Annotated in this window: 12 protein-coding genes and 1 other annotated feature (1 of these 13 cut by a window edge); all 12 genes read right to left on the minus strand. The window is 32.7% G+C overall.

The window, feature by feature from the left end:
* Nucleotides 1–353 precede the first annotated feature (353 nt).
* Nucleotides 354–1,214: a site-2 protease family protein gene (locus ACSBO6_RS16190; protein WP_098843804.1), complete on the minus strand. Its 861-nt coding sequence runs from the start codon at nucleotides 1,212–1,214 to the stop codon at nucleotides 354–356.
* The gene (locus ACSBO6_RS16195) at nucleotides 1,207–1,977 is read right to left on the minus strand and encodes a M23 family metallopeptidase (protein ID WP_286138228.1); all 771 of its coding nucleotides are present in this window, start codon (nucleotides 1,975–1,977) and stop codon (nucleotides 1,207–1,209) included. The genes ACSBO6_RS16190 and ACSBO6_RS16195 overlap by 8 nt, the downstream gene beginning before the upstream one ends.
* A 171-nt stretch (nucleotides 1,978–2,148) precedes the next feature.
* Nucleotides 2,149–2,943, minus strand: a complete 795-nt coding sequence (minD, locus tag ACSBO6_RS16200) for a septum site-determining protein MinD (protein WP_098843805.1) — start codon at nucleotides 2,941–2,943, stop codon at nucleotides 2,149–2,151.
* Nucleotides 2,944–2,945: 2 nt separating this feature from the next.
* The gene (minC, locus tag ACSBO6_RS16205; protein ID WP_098843806.1) at nucleotides 2,946–3,632 is read right to left on the minus strand and encodes a septum site-determining protein MinC; all 687 of its coding nucleotides are present in this window, start codon (nucleotides 3,630–3,632) and stop codon (nucleotides 2,946–2,948) included.
* A gap of 47 nt (nucleotides 3,633–3,679) precedes the next feature.
* Nucleotides 3,680–4,198, minus strand: coding sequence for a rod shape-determining protein MreD (gene mreD, locus ACSBO6_RS16210; RefSeq protein WP_098843807.1), 519 nt, complete (start codon nucleotides 4,196–4,198; stop codon nucleotides 3,680–3,682).
* A 7-nt stretch (nucleotides 4,199–4,205) separates the two neighbouring features.
* Complete coding sequence (mreC, locus tag ACSBO6_RS16215) at nucleotides 4,206–5,063, minus strand: rod shape-determining protein MreC (protein WP_098843808.1); 858 nt, start codon at nucleotides 5,061–5,063, stop codon at nucleotides 4,206–4,208.
* Between the two features lie 171 nt (nucleotides 5,064–5,234).
* Nucleotides 5,235–6,275, minus strand: a complete 1,041-nt coding sequence (locus tag ACSBO6_RS16220; protein WP_098843809.1) for a rod shape-determining protein — start codon at nucleotides 6,273–6,275, stop codon at nucleotides 5,235–5,237.
* A 135-nt stretch (nucleotides 6,276–6,410) separates the two neighbouring features.
* Entirely contained in the window at nucleotides 6,411–7,097 is a 687-nt protein-coding gene (gene radC / locus ACSBO6_RS16225; protein ID WP_098843810.1) for a RadC family protein, read from the minus strand.
* 21 nt (nucleotides 7,098–7,118) lie between these two features.
* A complete protein-coding gene (locus tag ACSBO6_RS16230; RefSeq protein ID WP_098843811.1) occupies nucleotides 7,119–7,679 on the minus strand; it encodes a Maf family protein in 561 nt (186 codons plus the stop codon).
* Nucleotides 7,680–7,994: 315 nt separating this feature from the next.
* Nucleotides 7,995–8,960, minus strand: coding sequence for a hypothetical protein (locus tag ACSBO6_RS16235; protein WP_498843678.1), 966 nt, complete (start codon nucleotides 8,958–8,960; stop codon nucleotides 7,995–7,997).
* A gap of 296 nt (nucleotides 8,961–9,256) precedes the next feature.
* Entirely contained in the window at nucleotides 9,257–10,558 is a 1,302-nt protein-coding gene (locus tag ACSBO6_RS16240) for a bifunctional folylpolyglutamate synthase/dihydrofolate synthase (protein WP_498843679.1), read from the minus strand.
* Nucleotides 10,559–10,663: 105 nt separating this feature from the next.
* Nucleotides 10,664–13,306: a valine--tRNA ligase gene (locus ACSBO6_RS16245; RefSeq protein WP_098843814.1), complete on the minus strand. Its 2,643-nt coding sequence runs from the start codon at nucleotides 13,304–13,306 to the stop codon at nucleotides 10,664–10,666.
* Nucleotides 13,307–13,361: 55 nt separating this feature from the next.
* Nucleotides 13,362–13,573: a binding site (T-box leader), on the minus strand; it runs 24 nt beyond the window's last position.

Genomic DNA, 13,573 nt, shown 5'->3' on the forward strand with positions numbered 1-13,573 from the left:
CAAAATGAAACTAATGATGATACTTACACATCTTTAAAATATTGATTGTAAAAAAGAAGATATTTTTATTTTTGACAGTTAGTTAAAACATTTATATTCCAACAAATAGCACTGGTTTATCAATAAGATGATAAAAATAATAAAAATACTATTTTTCCTTTAAATTCATATAGTGTTCCAATTTTTCGATATTGATAACAATTTATTTCAACACTCTGAAAAGATGGTCTCAACTAAAGACCATCTTTTTTTGTATAAAATTTTAACTCTAACAATTAAAGCTAATTGTTATTTGACTAACTCATTTAATTATTAATCCACCTTGAGTTTATAGAAAAAATTTAACATAAAATCTAACTAATTAGTTCTTCAAGCGAATAAGTTGCTTTCTTCTCAGTAAAGTAAGCATGTAATAATTCATTTTCATCTAACATTTGTTGATTTTTTTTATCAAGAGAAAAGACAACGTTGTATTTGTATCCTTTTTGAAAGTTAGAAAAAACTTGAAATAATTTTGTTTCTTTATTCAAGGAAATTGATTTGATTTTCTGAATATATTGTTTGTCTCCATAAAAACGTTCCATTAAAAATCGGATAACAACGAAATGCCTATTTTTCCATTCTCCCCATAATGAAACGACTAAAAATAATAAACAAACCCAAATTGTAATATTCATAGGCTGAATGATGATCGTAAGTATAGAGGATAATGCTAAAAATCCAAATGATGTGTACAAGCTATATATATGAGCCCTAACGAACGGAAAAATCAAAGAAAATAACTGATAGATAAATTTGCCACCGTCTAGAGGCCAAATTGGTAATAAGTTAAAACAAAGAATACTAATATTGTAATTGATAAAAAGCGTATAAAGGTTTTCAGGCATTAAATTCATTTTAAATAGGAAGTTAGCAATTAGATATAAAGTTAAATGTTGAATAGGACCAGAGATTGTCACAATAAACTCCTCATAAATTGGACGATTTCCATGTTCATCAAGATCTACAACTCCCCCAAACGGAAGTAGCGTAATTTTATTGATTCTCCAATTAAATGAAGTAGCTGCAATGGCGTGACCTAATTCGTGGCAGAAAATAATAATGGATACAAATAGTACCGACCAAAAATTAGCTGTCAAAATACCAATACAAGCAATTAATAAATAGAGTGGATGAACAGATATTTTGGAAGGAAGACTTAACCATTTATTCAAATGAGATCACCTGTTTCGGATCAATAAATTTTTCCCCCATTTTTATTGCAAAATAATAAGTACCAAGATTCCCATCATCACTAGGTGATACTGTTCCGATCACCTTTTTACTATCCACTTCGTCATAAACTTTTACATTAGTTGTTCCTAATTTTCCGTACCAAGATTCTGAACCATCAGCGTGTTGAATAATAACCGTATTTCCTAAATCATCTTTCTTTCCTACAAAAAGTACACGTCCTTTTTTGATTGACTCTACTTTTTGATTAGCTTCAGTTTGGATCAATATCCCTTGACCGTCCGTTTTAAAACTTTGAAGTACTTTACCGCTAGCAGGAACAGCATAAATATCATTTCCAACATTCTCTTTTTGATCGTTTAATTGCGGTAAAAAAGCAAGAGGGCTTCCAAACCGATCTTCATACCATTTCTGTAATGAAGCAAATTGAAATTCATTTTCATAAACTAGTGATAGTCCATGCCGAACTTGAGTTGCAATAGGTGAGTTACTTTTTAAGATGATAGCCAAAGCTAGTACAATAATCGCGCATAATAAACTTCTAAATATAAAGTTAGAGTTATTCATCATTTTATTACCTTGCTCTTCAACCAAGTCATCATAAGTATAAGTGTATCCGCCCTCAGTATTTTGCACTTCTTTTACCGGAAATTTGCTCATTAATTGATTCGGATTACCCCATTTTTCTTCTTGTTCACGCCGTTTAGCGATTCGCTTTCTTATTTCATCTACGCGCTTACTCAAAGTGTCACCTCTCCTCGCAAACTAGTTAATTAATTTATATGATTCGGTAGGACAACTTATGAGTAGATAATTTTAAAAGTGGACAAAGCTATTAAGCTGGATTATGGAATTGATGAAAGAGGACATTTGAAAAATTCGGCAAAGAAAAAACACTTCGTTTTTTACGAAGTGTTATCGGATACCAAATAATTTTTTCACTTTAAAGAAAATACTCTTTTCAGTTTCTAATGATTGTAGTGGTACAGATTCTCCTAGCACTCTTCTTGCAATATTTCTATATGCAATAGAAGCTTTGGAATTTGGATTCATCGCTACAGGTTCACCACTATTAGTTGCCTTAATAACGTTTTCATCATCTTGGACAATTCCAATTAAATCTACAGCTAACATCGACGTAATTTCATCTACATCTAAGCTGTCTCTATTTTCCATCATATGACCTCTAATACGATTGATTACTAGTTTAGGAGGTTCAATATCCTCTTGATCTAATAATCCAATAATTCGATCTGCATCACGAATTGAAGAAACTTCAGGAGTTGTGACAACGATCGCTTTATCTGCACCTGCTACTGCATTTTTATATCCTTGCTCAATACCAGCAGGGCAGTCTATTAATATATAATCATAGTCTTTTTTTAATTCATCTACAAGCTCTCTCATTTGTTCAGGAGAAACAGCAGTTTTATCGCTTGTTTGTGCAGCAGGTAATAAATATAAGCATTCAAATCGCTTATCCTTTATTAGTGCCTGGTGCGTTTTACAGCGACCTTCAACAACGTCCACTAAATCATAGACGATGCGATTTTCCAATCCCATGACAACGTCTAAGTTACGTAGGCCGATATCAGTGTCAATTAAACACACTTTTTTTCCAAACATCGCTAATGCTGTTCCTAAATTTGCTGATGTAGTTGTTTTACCAACTCCACCTTTACCAGATGTAATTACTATAGCCTCTCCCACAGTTACATCATGCCCCTTTCTAACCTTGTCAAACTAGGTCTAAGATGAGTCAGAAATTGTATGCGATCGACAATGATTTGGCTGTCTTCGTTTATATACGCGCATTCCATCTCATTGCCTTCATCACCATAATGATCCGGTGCTCTGTTCATTATGCTGCAAATTCTCAACTGCATTGGTCTCATTATCGATGCCGCAATAACTGCCTCCTTATTACCATTAAAACCGGCATGAGCAGTACCTCTTAGTGCACCCATAATAAAGATATTTCCACCCGCAATAACAGTTCCACCTGGGTTAACATCACCGATTAACAGTAAATCACCTTTCACTTGGAGAATCTGACCGGATCTTACCATTCTACAAATAGGTACAATTTCCTCCCTTTTCATCCATTCAATAGCATCTTGCTTGGAAATCACATTACTTTCGATTGCTTCAACCACAAGATTATTCTTTTTACGAACAATTGAACGAATAATTTCATCTTGTTCAGGAGTTAAAAAACGATTTCCTATTTTTAATCGAACTGCAAGTAAGGGACGATCATTGCTCTCAAACAAGTGGGTAGACAGTCTTTCTTCAATTTCATCTACTAGAATTTGAAAAGAACATGTATCATCGAGGTGCAGTGTTAGACCATCTTTCGTTCCTTTTATTGTAACATATTGTTGCCTCTGTTCCATGATAAGTGTTCACCCCGATTGTATAATTCGACATGCACCCGAAAAATCCTTTATTTTTCCTCATTATTTTCACGAATCGTTCTTAATAATGATGAGAAAGGATATGCAAAAATTAAGATAAATAGTGCATTCAGTAATAGTGTCGGAAATAATCGATGATTCAAAAAGTATGTATTATTCATATTAGTATATCCGAATAACGCATTTAAGCCGTATACTAAATATTCTAAAGCTGCTGTCCATATTAAAACAAGAATACTTCGAACGAATAAATTCGCGTAAAGTATTTTAATTGCTTGACTTATTAAAAAGACAAATAACGGAAATGCAGCTAAATAGATACCTATAATCTCTGTATAAACAATATCATAAATGAGCCCAAAAATAACACTATAAATAAGCGCCCTCTTCGGATTGTAATATAGTGTAATAAATAATAAGCCAAAAAATAAAAAATGTGGAACAACTATCGCATTATGTCCTAGAATGTTTGGCGATACAGTTGATACATAAATATTTTCTAAAATAAACAGAATTGTTAAAAGGAGAGGTAAACCATACTTACTCATTTACAAATTACTCTCCTTTCTGAGGCTGATCAATTGAACGCTTAACAGCTAATACATGATTTATGTCATTAAAATCTGCTTGTGGCTTAATATAAGCTGTTTGTGTTAGTCCATGTTCATCAGGAACAACTTCCTCAACTTTTCCTATTACTAGATTAGCTGGAAAAACACCGCCAAGACCCGAAGTCACAACTGTTTGTCCTTTTTTTACTTTTGCATTTGATGGAATTCGTTTAAATAATAAAGCTTGTTTCTCAACATCAAAACCTTCTATCAAACCAAAAACCGTATCACCTTTTTGCTGAATTTTAGCAGAAATTCGATTGGTTCGATCTGAAGAACTTAATAATTGTACAGTTGATGAAAATTTAGAAACATTTTTAACTTTACCAATTAAGCCTTTAGAAGTGATTACTGCCATTTCTTTTTCAATTCCACTTAGCGATCCTTTATCAATGGTAATGATTTGTTGCCATTTATCTGGATCTCTTATAGTAACTGTAGCTTGAAATGTATCATAATCACTTAAGCTTTTTGTGATTCCAATCATGTCTTTTAATTCTTTGTTTTCTTTTTCTAATGCTTTCTCACGTACAGATAATTCAACATATTTATCGAGCTTACTTTTTAAAACTTGATTTTCATCATATGTATCTTTTAAGTCCGCTATATTATTAAATAAACCCGCAATAAGTTGTGCGGGCTTATTAAATACTTTTTCAGTCAAACTTACTGTATCTTTAATAAACTGCTCAGGAATTGAAAGGTTTCTATTACTTCTTAAAGAATAACCTAGAAGTGCCACTAGTAAGATAATAGCAGCTAAGACAATCATTAAACGTTTATTTTGAAAAAAATGTGGCATTCTTACACCCTCTTATAACAATTCAACTTTTTGTTCTAACGATTTCATGAATGTAATCCTCACTAAACGTAGTGAGGATTACCTATTTTTAACTAATCTTCTTATTAAAGAACTAATATAGTAGTTCAACTATTTAGATCACTAGACAAATTTTTATATGACAAAGCAATTTTATCGATATGAAGATCCTGAAGAAGAATAATTCTTTTTGAAAATATCGATATTATCTAATGCTTTACCTGTTCCCATTGCAACACAGTCAAGAGGGTCTTCCGCAACAATTACAGGCATATTTGTTTCTTCAGCAATTACTTTGTCAATATTACGAAGAAGTGCTCCACCGCCAGTAAGAACGATTCCACGATCAATAATATCCGCTGCTAATTCAGGTGGTGTTTTCTCTAAAGTATTTTTTACAGATTCAACGATTGCGGCAACTGTATCACTTAATGCAGCTGCAATTTCTTCTCCGTGAATTGTAATTGTTTTAGGTAAACCTGAAATTAAATCACGTCCACGAATATCCATTTGTTCATCTGATTCAGTTTTAATAGCTGAACCAATTTCAAGTTTTAACTGTTCGGCAGTACGTTCACCAATAGATAAATTATAGTTCTTTTTAATATATTGAATAATCGCTTCGTCCATATCATCACCAGCAGTACGAATTGATTGGCTAGTAACAATTCCACCTAGAGAGATAATAGCTACTTCAGTTGTTCCTCCACCAATATCAACAACCATACTTCCAGTTGGCTCCATAACCGGTAAATTAGCACCAATAGCTGCGGCAAAAGGTTCTTCAATTAAGAAAGCATCACGTGCACCCGCTTGTCTTGTTGCATCAATAACAGCTCTTTTTTCAACAGCAGTAATGCCTGATGGCACACATACCATTACATAAGGTTTACGTGAGAAAAATCCGTTACTCTTTTGAGCTTGATCAATATAGTGTTTCATCATTGTTGCTGTTGTTTCAAAGTCAGCAATAACTCCATCTTTCATTGGTCTAGTTGCAACAACATTCCCCGGAGTACGACCAATCATAAGCTTTGCTTGGTTCCCTACAGCAACAATTTGTTTCGTATCTGTTTTTAAAGCAACAACAGAAGGTTCTCTAACTACAATTCCTTTTCCTTTTACAAAAACTAAAGTATTCGCAGTACCTAAGTCTATTCCTAAATCTCGAGTAAATCCACCTAATCCAAACATATGTATCTTCCTTTCTAAAACGTACAACTTAAATTCAAATTTAATATATCTATTCTATATTCTCTTATCGTTAGTAAATAACAGGTTTTTATCCATAACTTACATTATAAAACAATTAGCTAATAATGAACACCCTTAAACGTAACCTTTTTCTTTTAAACTGACATACTTATGTTCACCAATTATGATATGGTCTAGTAATTCAATTCCAATTATTTTTCCACATTCAACTAATCGTTTTGTAACTTCGATATCTTCTCGACTCGGAGTTGGATCCCCACTTGGATGATTGTGTAAACAGATAATCGAGCTTGCAGATCTTCGAAAAGCTTCTTTAAAAACTTCACGTGGATGGACGATTGAAGCATTTAAACTACCTTTAAAAATAGTTTCGCGGGCAATAACTTGATTTTTCGTATTTAAGTATAAACATACAAAATGCTCTTGTTCAAGAAATCGCATTTCATCCATCATAAATTTAGCACAATCATCTGGACTTTTAATACTAAATCTTTTGTCATATTGAAGCCGGTTAATCCTTTTTCCTAATTCAAAGGCAGCAAATAACTGTACGGCTTTTGCTTCACCAATACCTTTAATATTTGATATTTCTTCAACAGACGCGTTCATTAATAATCTTAGTCCATCAAATTTCAATAAAAGTTCATTTGAAACTTTTAAAACCGATTCATTTTTTGTCCCAGTTCTTAATAAGATCGCAAGTAGTTCCTGATTAGTCAAACTACTGGGACCAAATTTTAACAATCGCTCTCTAGGTCTTTCATCTTTTGGAAAATCTTTAATGAGAAGCGAATTTGACAAAGTACCACCTCAAATCAAAAGTTAAAAATTTAGTTCATTTAGTTTTCTCTTAACTTTATTGATCGGAAGTCCAACTACAGAATAGTAGTCACCCTCAATTTTCTCTACAAATGTACCGCCATATCCTTGAATACCGTAAGAACCTGCTTTATCCATTGGTTCATTCGTATTGATATAGTCAATTATTTCTTGATCACTTAGTTCACTAAAGGTAATTTTAGTACATTCATAAAAGCTACTACGTTCACCGTTATTAATAATTGAAACTCCAGTATAAACCTCATGTGTTTTTCCAGATAGCATTTTTAACATGGCAAATGCATCTTCTTTTGAGGTAGGTTTACCTAGTTTTTTATCATTATAAGTAACGATTGTATCAGCACCGATTACTACTGCATTTGGATTTTTATTGGACACATCTATTGCTTTTTCTTCCGCCAATTTCATTACAATCTCAGAAGACTGCAAGTTCTGCTCCATTACTTCTTCAACATCACTAGTTTCAATGATAAAAGGGATATTTAACATGCTAAGTAGTTCTTTTCTTCGAGGAGATGCAGAGGCTAATATAAGTTTTTTCATTTTATTCACCTAATTATTTTATTTAAAGGAAGGATACATGACTATCCTACCCAGATAATCACTATAACACAAATTAATAAAAAACACTTTTCGTTGCCTATTCGTTATTAAAATGTAATAAAAATGAAAGTTTTGTTAAGTATTAAAATACCCTAATAATAAAATTTCATTTTTAAATATTTTATGTCTAAATCTAGTCTTTTCAGGTTAAAATTTGCTTAAAATTTTAATAGATCTAAATTACAATAAGACATTCTTTATGATAAATATTAATTTCTTTCATTCGATTTGTAATAAAAAATACACTAACAAAATTTAATTTGTTAGTGTATTTTTTTGTTCTTTTAATATTTTAAATAAGGATAGTAAATCATATTGGACCGATTGGGTTACCTTTGTTAGATTTTGTTTACTACTTGAGGACATAATTTTTTCGATGTTTTGTAAATGCTTAAGCCCCTTTAGTAATTGTTTATTTTTAATATAGTCTTTTTGGTTGCTCAAGATTAGTATTGTTGAACTTATTTGTTCAAGTTGTTTCTCATTATTAAAGTTTTGATCTGTTAAATAAGATAGCATAAAATTAAATGTTTCGACTTCGGCTTTGTACATATCTACTGATTGTTTTGGACCTTTGTATTCTTGCCCACCAACTGTTTCTTCTTTTAAATAAGTACTTTTTAATTTTTTCTTAACTTCATCTGTTAAAAACGTGCTATCTTTCCCACTCAGAGCAATAACGACAAAATAATTATCATTTTTTTCATAAATGACTGGGGTTAAGCCATTTGTAGATACTTCTTTTACATTTTTCTTTGCTGACTCGATACTTTTATACATTCCAACTTGTGCTAAATCAAATTTCACTGCTGGAATCTTCATTTGTACTTGAGTAGTTGTTGTACCAGAAACCGATACACTATTTTTAGTTGGGCTCAGCGCATCTGGCTTTGATTGTTTAAATATCCCTAAAAATACAAATCCAAAGCATAGCCCTATTAAACTTGCACCTATAATTGAAATAATAATACTTTTTGAAGGTGACTTCTTTGTGAAAAAAGTAATCTTCTTTTTCTCCTTTATTTTTTGCACTGGCTTAATCTTTTTCTTTTTTTTAACATCATCTAAAACGATTACTTTTTTTCCTAACCCGTCTGGAGTAGGTAAAACCCAACCAAATTCCTCGTCCTTCTTTTCCTGTTCGTGAGAAGTCACGGCACCTTCTTCAAACGCTTTTTCCTCGCCATTAATTTTAATTGAGATCTTTGAGGACTTGTCCATATGAATCCTCCTACTACTTTATTTTAAAACGTAAAAAAATACTAACATATAATTCCAGAAAAACACGCCGACATTTGTCGAGGACATACAGGTATCGTGCAACAAAAAATTACAAAACTTGCCCATACATAAATAAATAACCACCGTAGTATTCCCAGTGGTTATTTTCTATATATTGCCACTTTATTTCTTCCAGCATTTTTTGTAATTCTCAAGCTTAGAATCGAATAGGCTAATTAATTTATTAAAAGATCAGCAACTAATAAAAGAAATGTAGCATCATTAATTTTAATCGGCTAAGCAATTTTTTTTAGCAAATATTTTCTTACTACTGAGATAAAATATAGTGAACCGGTAATTAATAATATTTCGTTTTCCTGAATATCCTTTATATTCTCATCTATTGCATTAAATAAATCACTTTCATATTTAATATTAAGTTTATTTGCATTCGAAATTAATTCATCTTTATTCATCGCTCTTGGAAAATCAAAAGTTGTCATTAAAATATTATTAGTTATTTCCTGTAATCCTTTTACCATCTCTTCAACATTTTTATCTTTTAATGCGGAGAAGAGAATTTTTATTTCCTTATCATAAAAACGATTATTCATCGTCTCCACTAAACTTTTTATTCCTTCAACATTATGTGCACCATCAATATAAATGACAGGATTAAAAGCTATTAGTTCTAATCTACCTGCTTTTTGAGCTATTTTTAATCCCCTTTTGATATGATCTTCACTAAACTTCATTCCATATTTATTTTGTAATAATTGAACTACACAGATGGCGCAAGCAGCATTCCTAATTTGATGGTGTCCAAGCATTGATAACTCAATATTTTCAATCAGCCTTTCAAGTCCTTTATAATTAAATTTTTCATAAAGTGAATCTTTCAAAGGAGAAGCAAAAAAATGCTTACCATATTCAAAATACTCAGCTTCATTGTTGATTGCGGCATTTTGAATAATCGTTAAAGCTTTTTCTTTTAATTCTGCTGTAACAATTGGAATTCTCTTTTTAATAATTCCTGCCTTATGTTTCGTAATATCTTCTATTGTTTCACCAAGAATTTGTTGATGATCATGGCCAATACTCGTAATAATACTAATTAGAGGGATCATTACATTCGTGCAATCCTCTAATCCACCTAAACCTGCCTCTACTAAAAAGATGTCATGTTCTTTTATTTTACCGAAAAAGTAAAAAGCCATTGTTGTAATGATTTCAAATTCAGTTGGAGCACCACAAGGTAATTGTTCAACTTCTTCAACAATTGGAATCATACAGTTTACTAGTTCAATAAATTCTTGTTCACTAATCATTTCACCGCAAAACATGATTTGCTCACGATAATCTATTATATATGGTGATGTAAAAGTTCCTACAGTATAACCAGCTTCTAATAAAATACTTTGAAGAAAAGAAATTGTAGAGCCTTTACCGTTCGTACCCGCTACATGAATTGCTTTGACACTTTGCTGTGGATTTCCGAGTCTAACAAGCATTTCTTCCATTCTTTGTAAGCCAGGTACAATACCAAACTTTGTTCTGTTATACATCCATTTCAGTGCTTCATCATATGTATCAACCATCTTAACCCTACCTTTATAGTAAAAAACGACGAATCTTTAACTCAATTCGTCGTTTTTATCATACTTACTTTTATTACAGTCAATTAGAACGACTGCTTGAACTACTTATTTACTTAATTCTGCAATTCGAGCTCTTACAGATTCTTGTTTTTCAAGATAATCTTTTTCTTTACGACGCTCTTCTTCAATAACTGCTGCAGGAGCTTTCGCCACAAACCCTTGATTACTTAATTTCTTTTGAACTCGCTCAACTTCACTAGTCCATTTTTCTAATTCTTTCTCTAAACGTTTTTTCTCTTCTTCAAGATTAATTAAACCTTCTAGAGGAAGATAAAGCTCAGCACCACTAATTACTGCTGACATTGATTTTTCTGGTGCAGTTAAGTTAGTAGAAATTGTTAATTCATCTGGATTACAGAAGCGCTCGATATATGAACGGTTTGCTTCTAATGAAGCTGCGATCGTTTCATCCTTTGCAGAAATCATTAGTTGAACTTTTTTGCTCATTGGCGTATTAACTTCTGCACGAATATTACGAACTGAACGAATTAACTCAACTAACATTTTCATTGTTTCAGAAGCTTCTTTATTTGTTAATTCCTCTTTAACTGTTGGCCAAGCAGAAACAGTAATAGACTCCCCTTGATGAGGTAGAGATTGCCAAATTTCTTCCGTAACGAATGGCATAAACGGATGTAAAAGCTTCATCGTACTTTCTAATACGTGTGCAAGAACCGAACGAGTCATATTTTTTGCATCTTCGTTGTCACCATATAATGGAATCTTTGCCATTTCAATATACCAGTCACAAACATCGTCCCAAATGAAGTTATAAAGTACACGGCCTACTTCGCCAAATTCATAACGATCGATTAAAGCTGTTACACTTTCAATTGTTTCATTTAAGCGAGTTAAAATCCATTCATCAGCAACAGATTTTTCCTTCGTTAAATCAATATTTTCATATGTGAAACCTTCCATATTCATTAAAGCAAAACGAGAAGCATTCCAAATTTTGTTTACAAAGTTCCAAGTAGCTTCAACTTTCTCAATGCTGAAACGTAAATCTTGACCTGGTGAGCTACCTGTTGTTAAGAAGTAACGTAACGAATCTGCTCCATATTTCTCAACAACATCCATTGGGTCAACACCATTACCAAGTGATTTACTCATTTTACGGCCTTGCTCGTCACGTACTAAGCCATGAATTAAAACATCGTTAAATGGACGTTTACCAGTAAATTCAATTCCTTGGAAAATCATTCGAGATACCCAGAAGAAAATAATATCATAACCAGTTACTAATACATTTGTTGGGAAGTAAGCTTGGAAATCCTTACTTTCTTCATTTGGCCAACCTAAAGTTGAAAATGGCCATAATGCTGAACTGAACCAAGTATCTAAAACGTCATTATCTTGATTCCAATTTTCTATATCAGCTGGTGGCTCTTGATTTACATAAATCTCACCAGTTTCTTTATGGTACCAAGCTGGAATACGATGTCCCCACCATAATTGACGTGAAATACACCAGTCACGGATATTTTCCATCCAACGTAGATACGTTTTTTCAAAACGATCTGGTACAAATTTTACGCTATCGTCAGATTTTTGTAATGCAACTGCAGCATCAGCTAGTGGTTGCATTTTAACAAACCATTGAGTTGATAAATATGGCTCAACAACTGCTCCGCTACGTTCACTATGACCTACAGAATGCATATGTTCTTCGATTTCAACAAGAACACCCATCTCTTGTAAATCTTTAACGATTTGCTTACGGCATTCAAAGCGATCCATACCATTGTATTTTCCTGCTTTTTCATTCATCGTACCATCTTCATTCATTACAAGAATGCGAGGTAAGTCATGACGGTTTCCAACTTCAAAATCATTAGGATCATGGGCAGGAGTAATTTTTACAACCCCAGTACCAAATTCCATATCAACATATTCATCTGCAATAATTGGAATTTCACGATTAACGATCGGAAGAGTAACAGTTTTACCAACCATTGATTTATATCTTTCGTCTTCTGGGTGAACCGCAATTGCAGTATCTCCAAGCATTGTTTCAGGACGAGTAGTTGCAATTTGAATTTTTCCAGTTCCGTCTGTTAATGGATATTGCATATGGTAGAATGCACCTTGAACATCCTTATAAATAACTTCGATATCTGATAAGGCAGTTTTAGTTGCTGGATCCCAGTTGATGATATATTCACCACGATAGATCAATCCTTTGTTGTACAGCTTTACGAATACTTCTTTTACTGCATCAGATAGACCTTCATCTAATGTGAAGCGTTCGCGAGAGTAATCTAAACCTAAACCGATTTTTTCCCATTGAGAACGAATGTGAGAAGCATATTCTTCCTTCCATTCCCAAGCTTTTTCTAGGAATTTTTCACGTCCCAGATCATATCTTGATAAGCCTTCTTCTCTTAATTTCGCTTCAACCTTTGCTTGTGTAGCAATACCAGCGTGGTCCATACCTGGTAAATACAGTACGTCATAACCTTGCATTCGTTTAGTACGTGTTAAGATATCTTGTAATGTTGTATCCCAAGCATGACCTAAATGTAGTTTTCCAGTTACGTTTGGTGGAGGAATTACAATTGTATATTTTGGCTTTTCTGATTCCACTTGTGCTTCAAAGAATTTCCCATCTAACCAAAATTGGTAACGATCTTTTTCAACTAAATTCGGATCATATTTTGTTGGTAATGATTTTTTTGTTGTTTCCATTCGGATTCATCTCCTCTAATAATTATTTAAAAATAAAAAAACTCCACTCATCCTTGAAAAGGACGAATGGAGTTGAATTCGCGGTACCACCTTTTTTTGTCAGTAAAAACTTGTGTTTAACTGACACACTTAAAAAAGATAACGGATCATCCGGTAACTTCTAATCACGAAAAGCTTTCGAAGTCACTGCTCAAGGGCGACATTCCAACTCTATTTTCTAGAAACCTCCCACCAAATGGTTTCCTCTCTGAAGAACTAGTTCGTTGT

The organism is Bacillus sp. AL-1R (assembly GCF_052180195.1).
Classification (GTDB): domain Bacteria; phylum Bacillota; class Bacilli; order Bacillales; family Bacillaceae_G; genus Gottfriedia.

Bases quoted from the DNA above. Each gene is read 5' to 3' on its own strand.
- ACSBO6_RS16245 (WP_098843814.1), bottom strand. From the start codon at position 13,306: ATGGAAACAACAAAAAAATCATTACCAACAAAATATGATCCGAATTTA.
- mreC (WP_098843808.1), bottom strand. From the start codon at position 5,063: ATGCCACATTTTTTTCAAAATAAACGTTTAATGATTGTCTTAGCTGCT.
- ACSBO6_RS16220 (WP_098843809.1), bottom strand. From the start codon at position 6,275: ATGTTTGGATTAGGTGGATTTACTCGAGATTTAGGAATAGACTTAGGT.
- ACSBO6_RS16240 (WP_498843679.1), bottom strand. From the start codon at position 10,558: ATGGTTGATACATATGATGAAGCACTGAAATGGATGTATAACAGAACA.
- mreD (WP_098843807.1), bottom strand. From the start codon at position 4,198: ATGAGTAAGTATGGTTTACCTCTCCTTTTAACAATTCTGTTTATTTTA.
- ACSBO6_RS16230 (WP_098843811.1), bottom strand. From the start codon at position 7,679: ATGAAAAAACTTATATTAGCCTCTGCATCTCCTCGAAGAAAAGAACTA.
- ACSBO6_RS16235 (WP_498843678.1), bottom strand. From the start codon at position 8,960: ATGGACAAGTCCTCAAAGATCTCAATTAAAATTAATGGCGAGGAAAAA.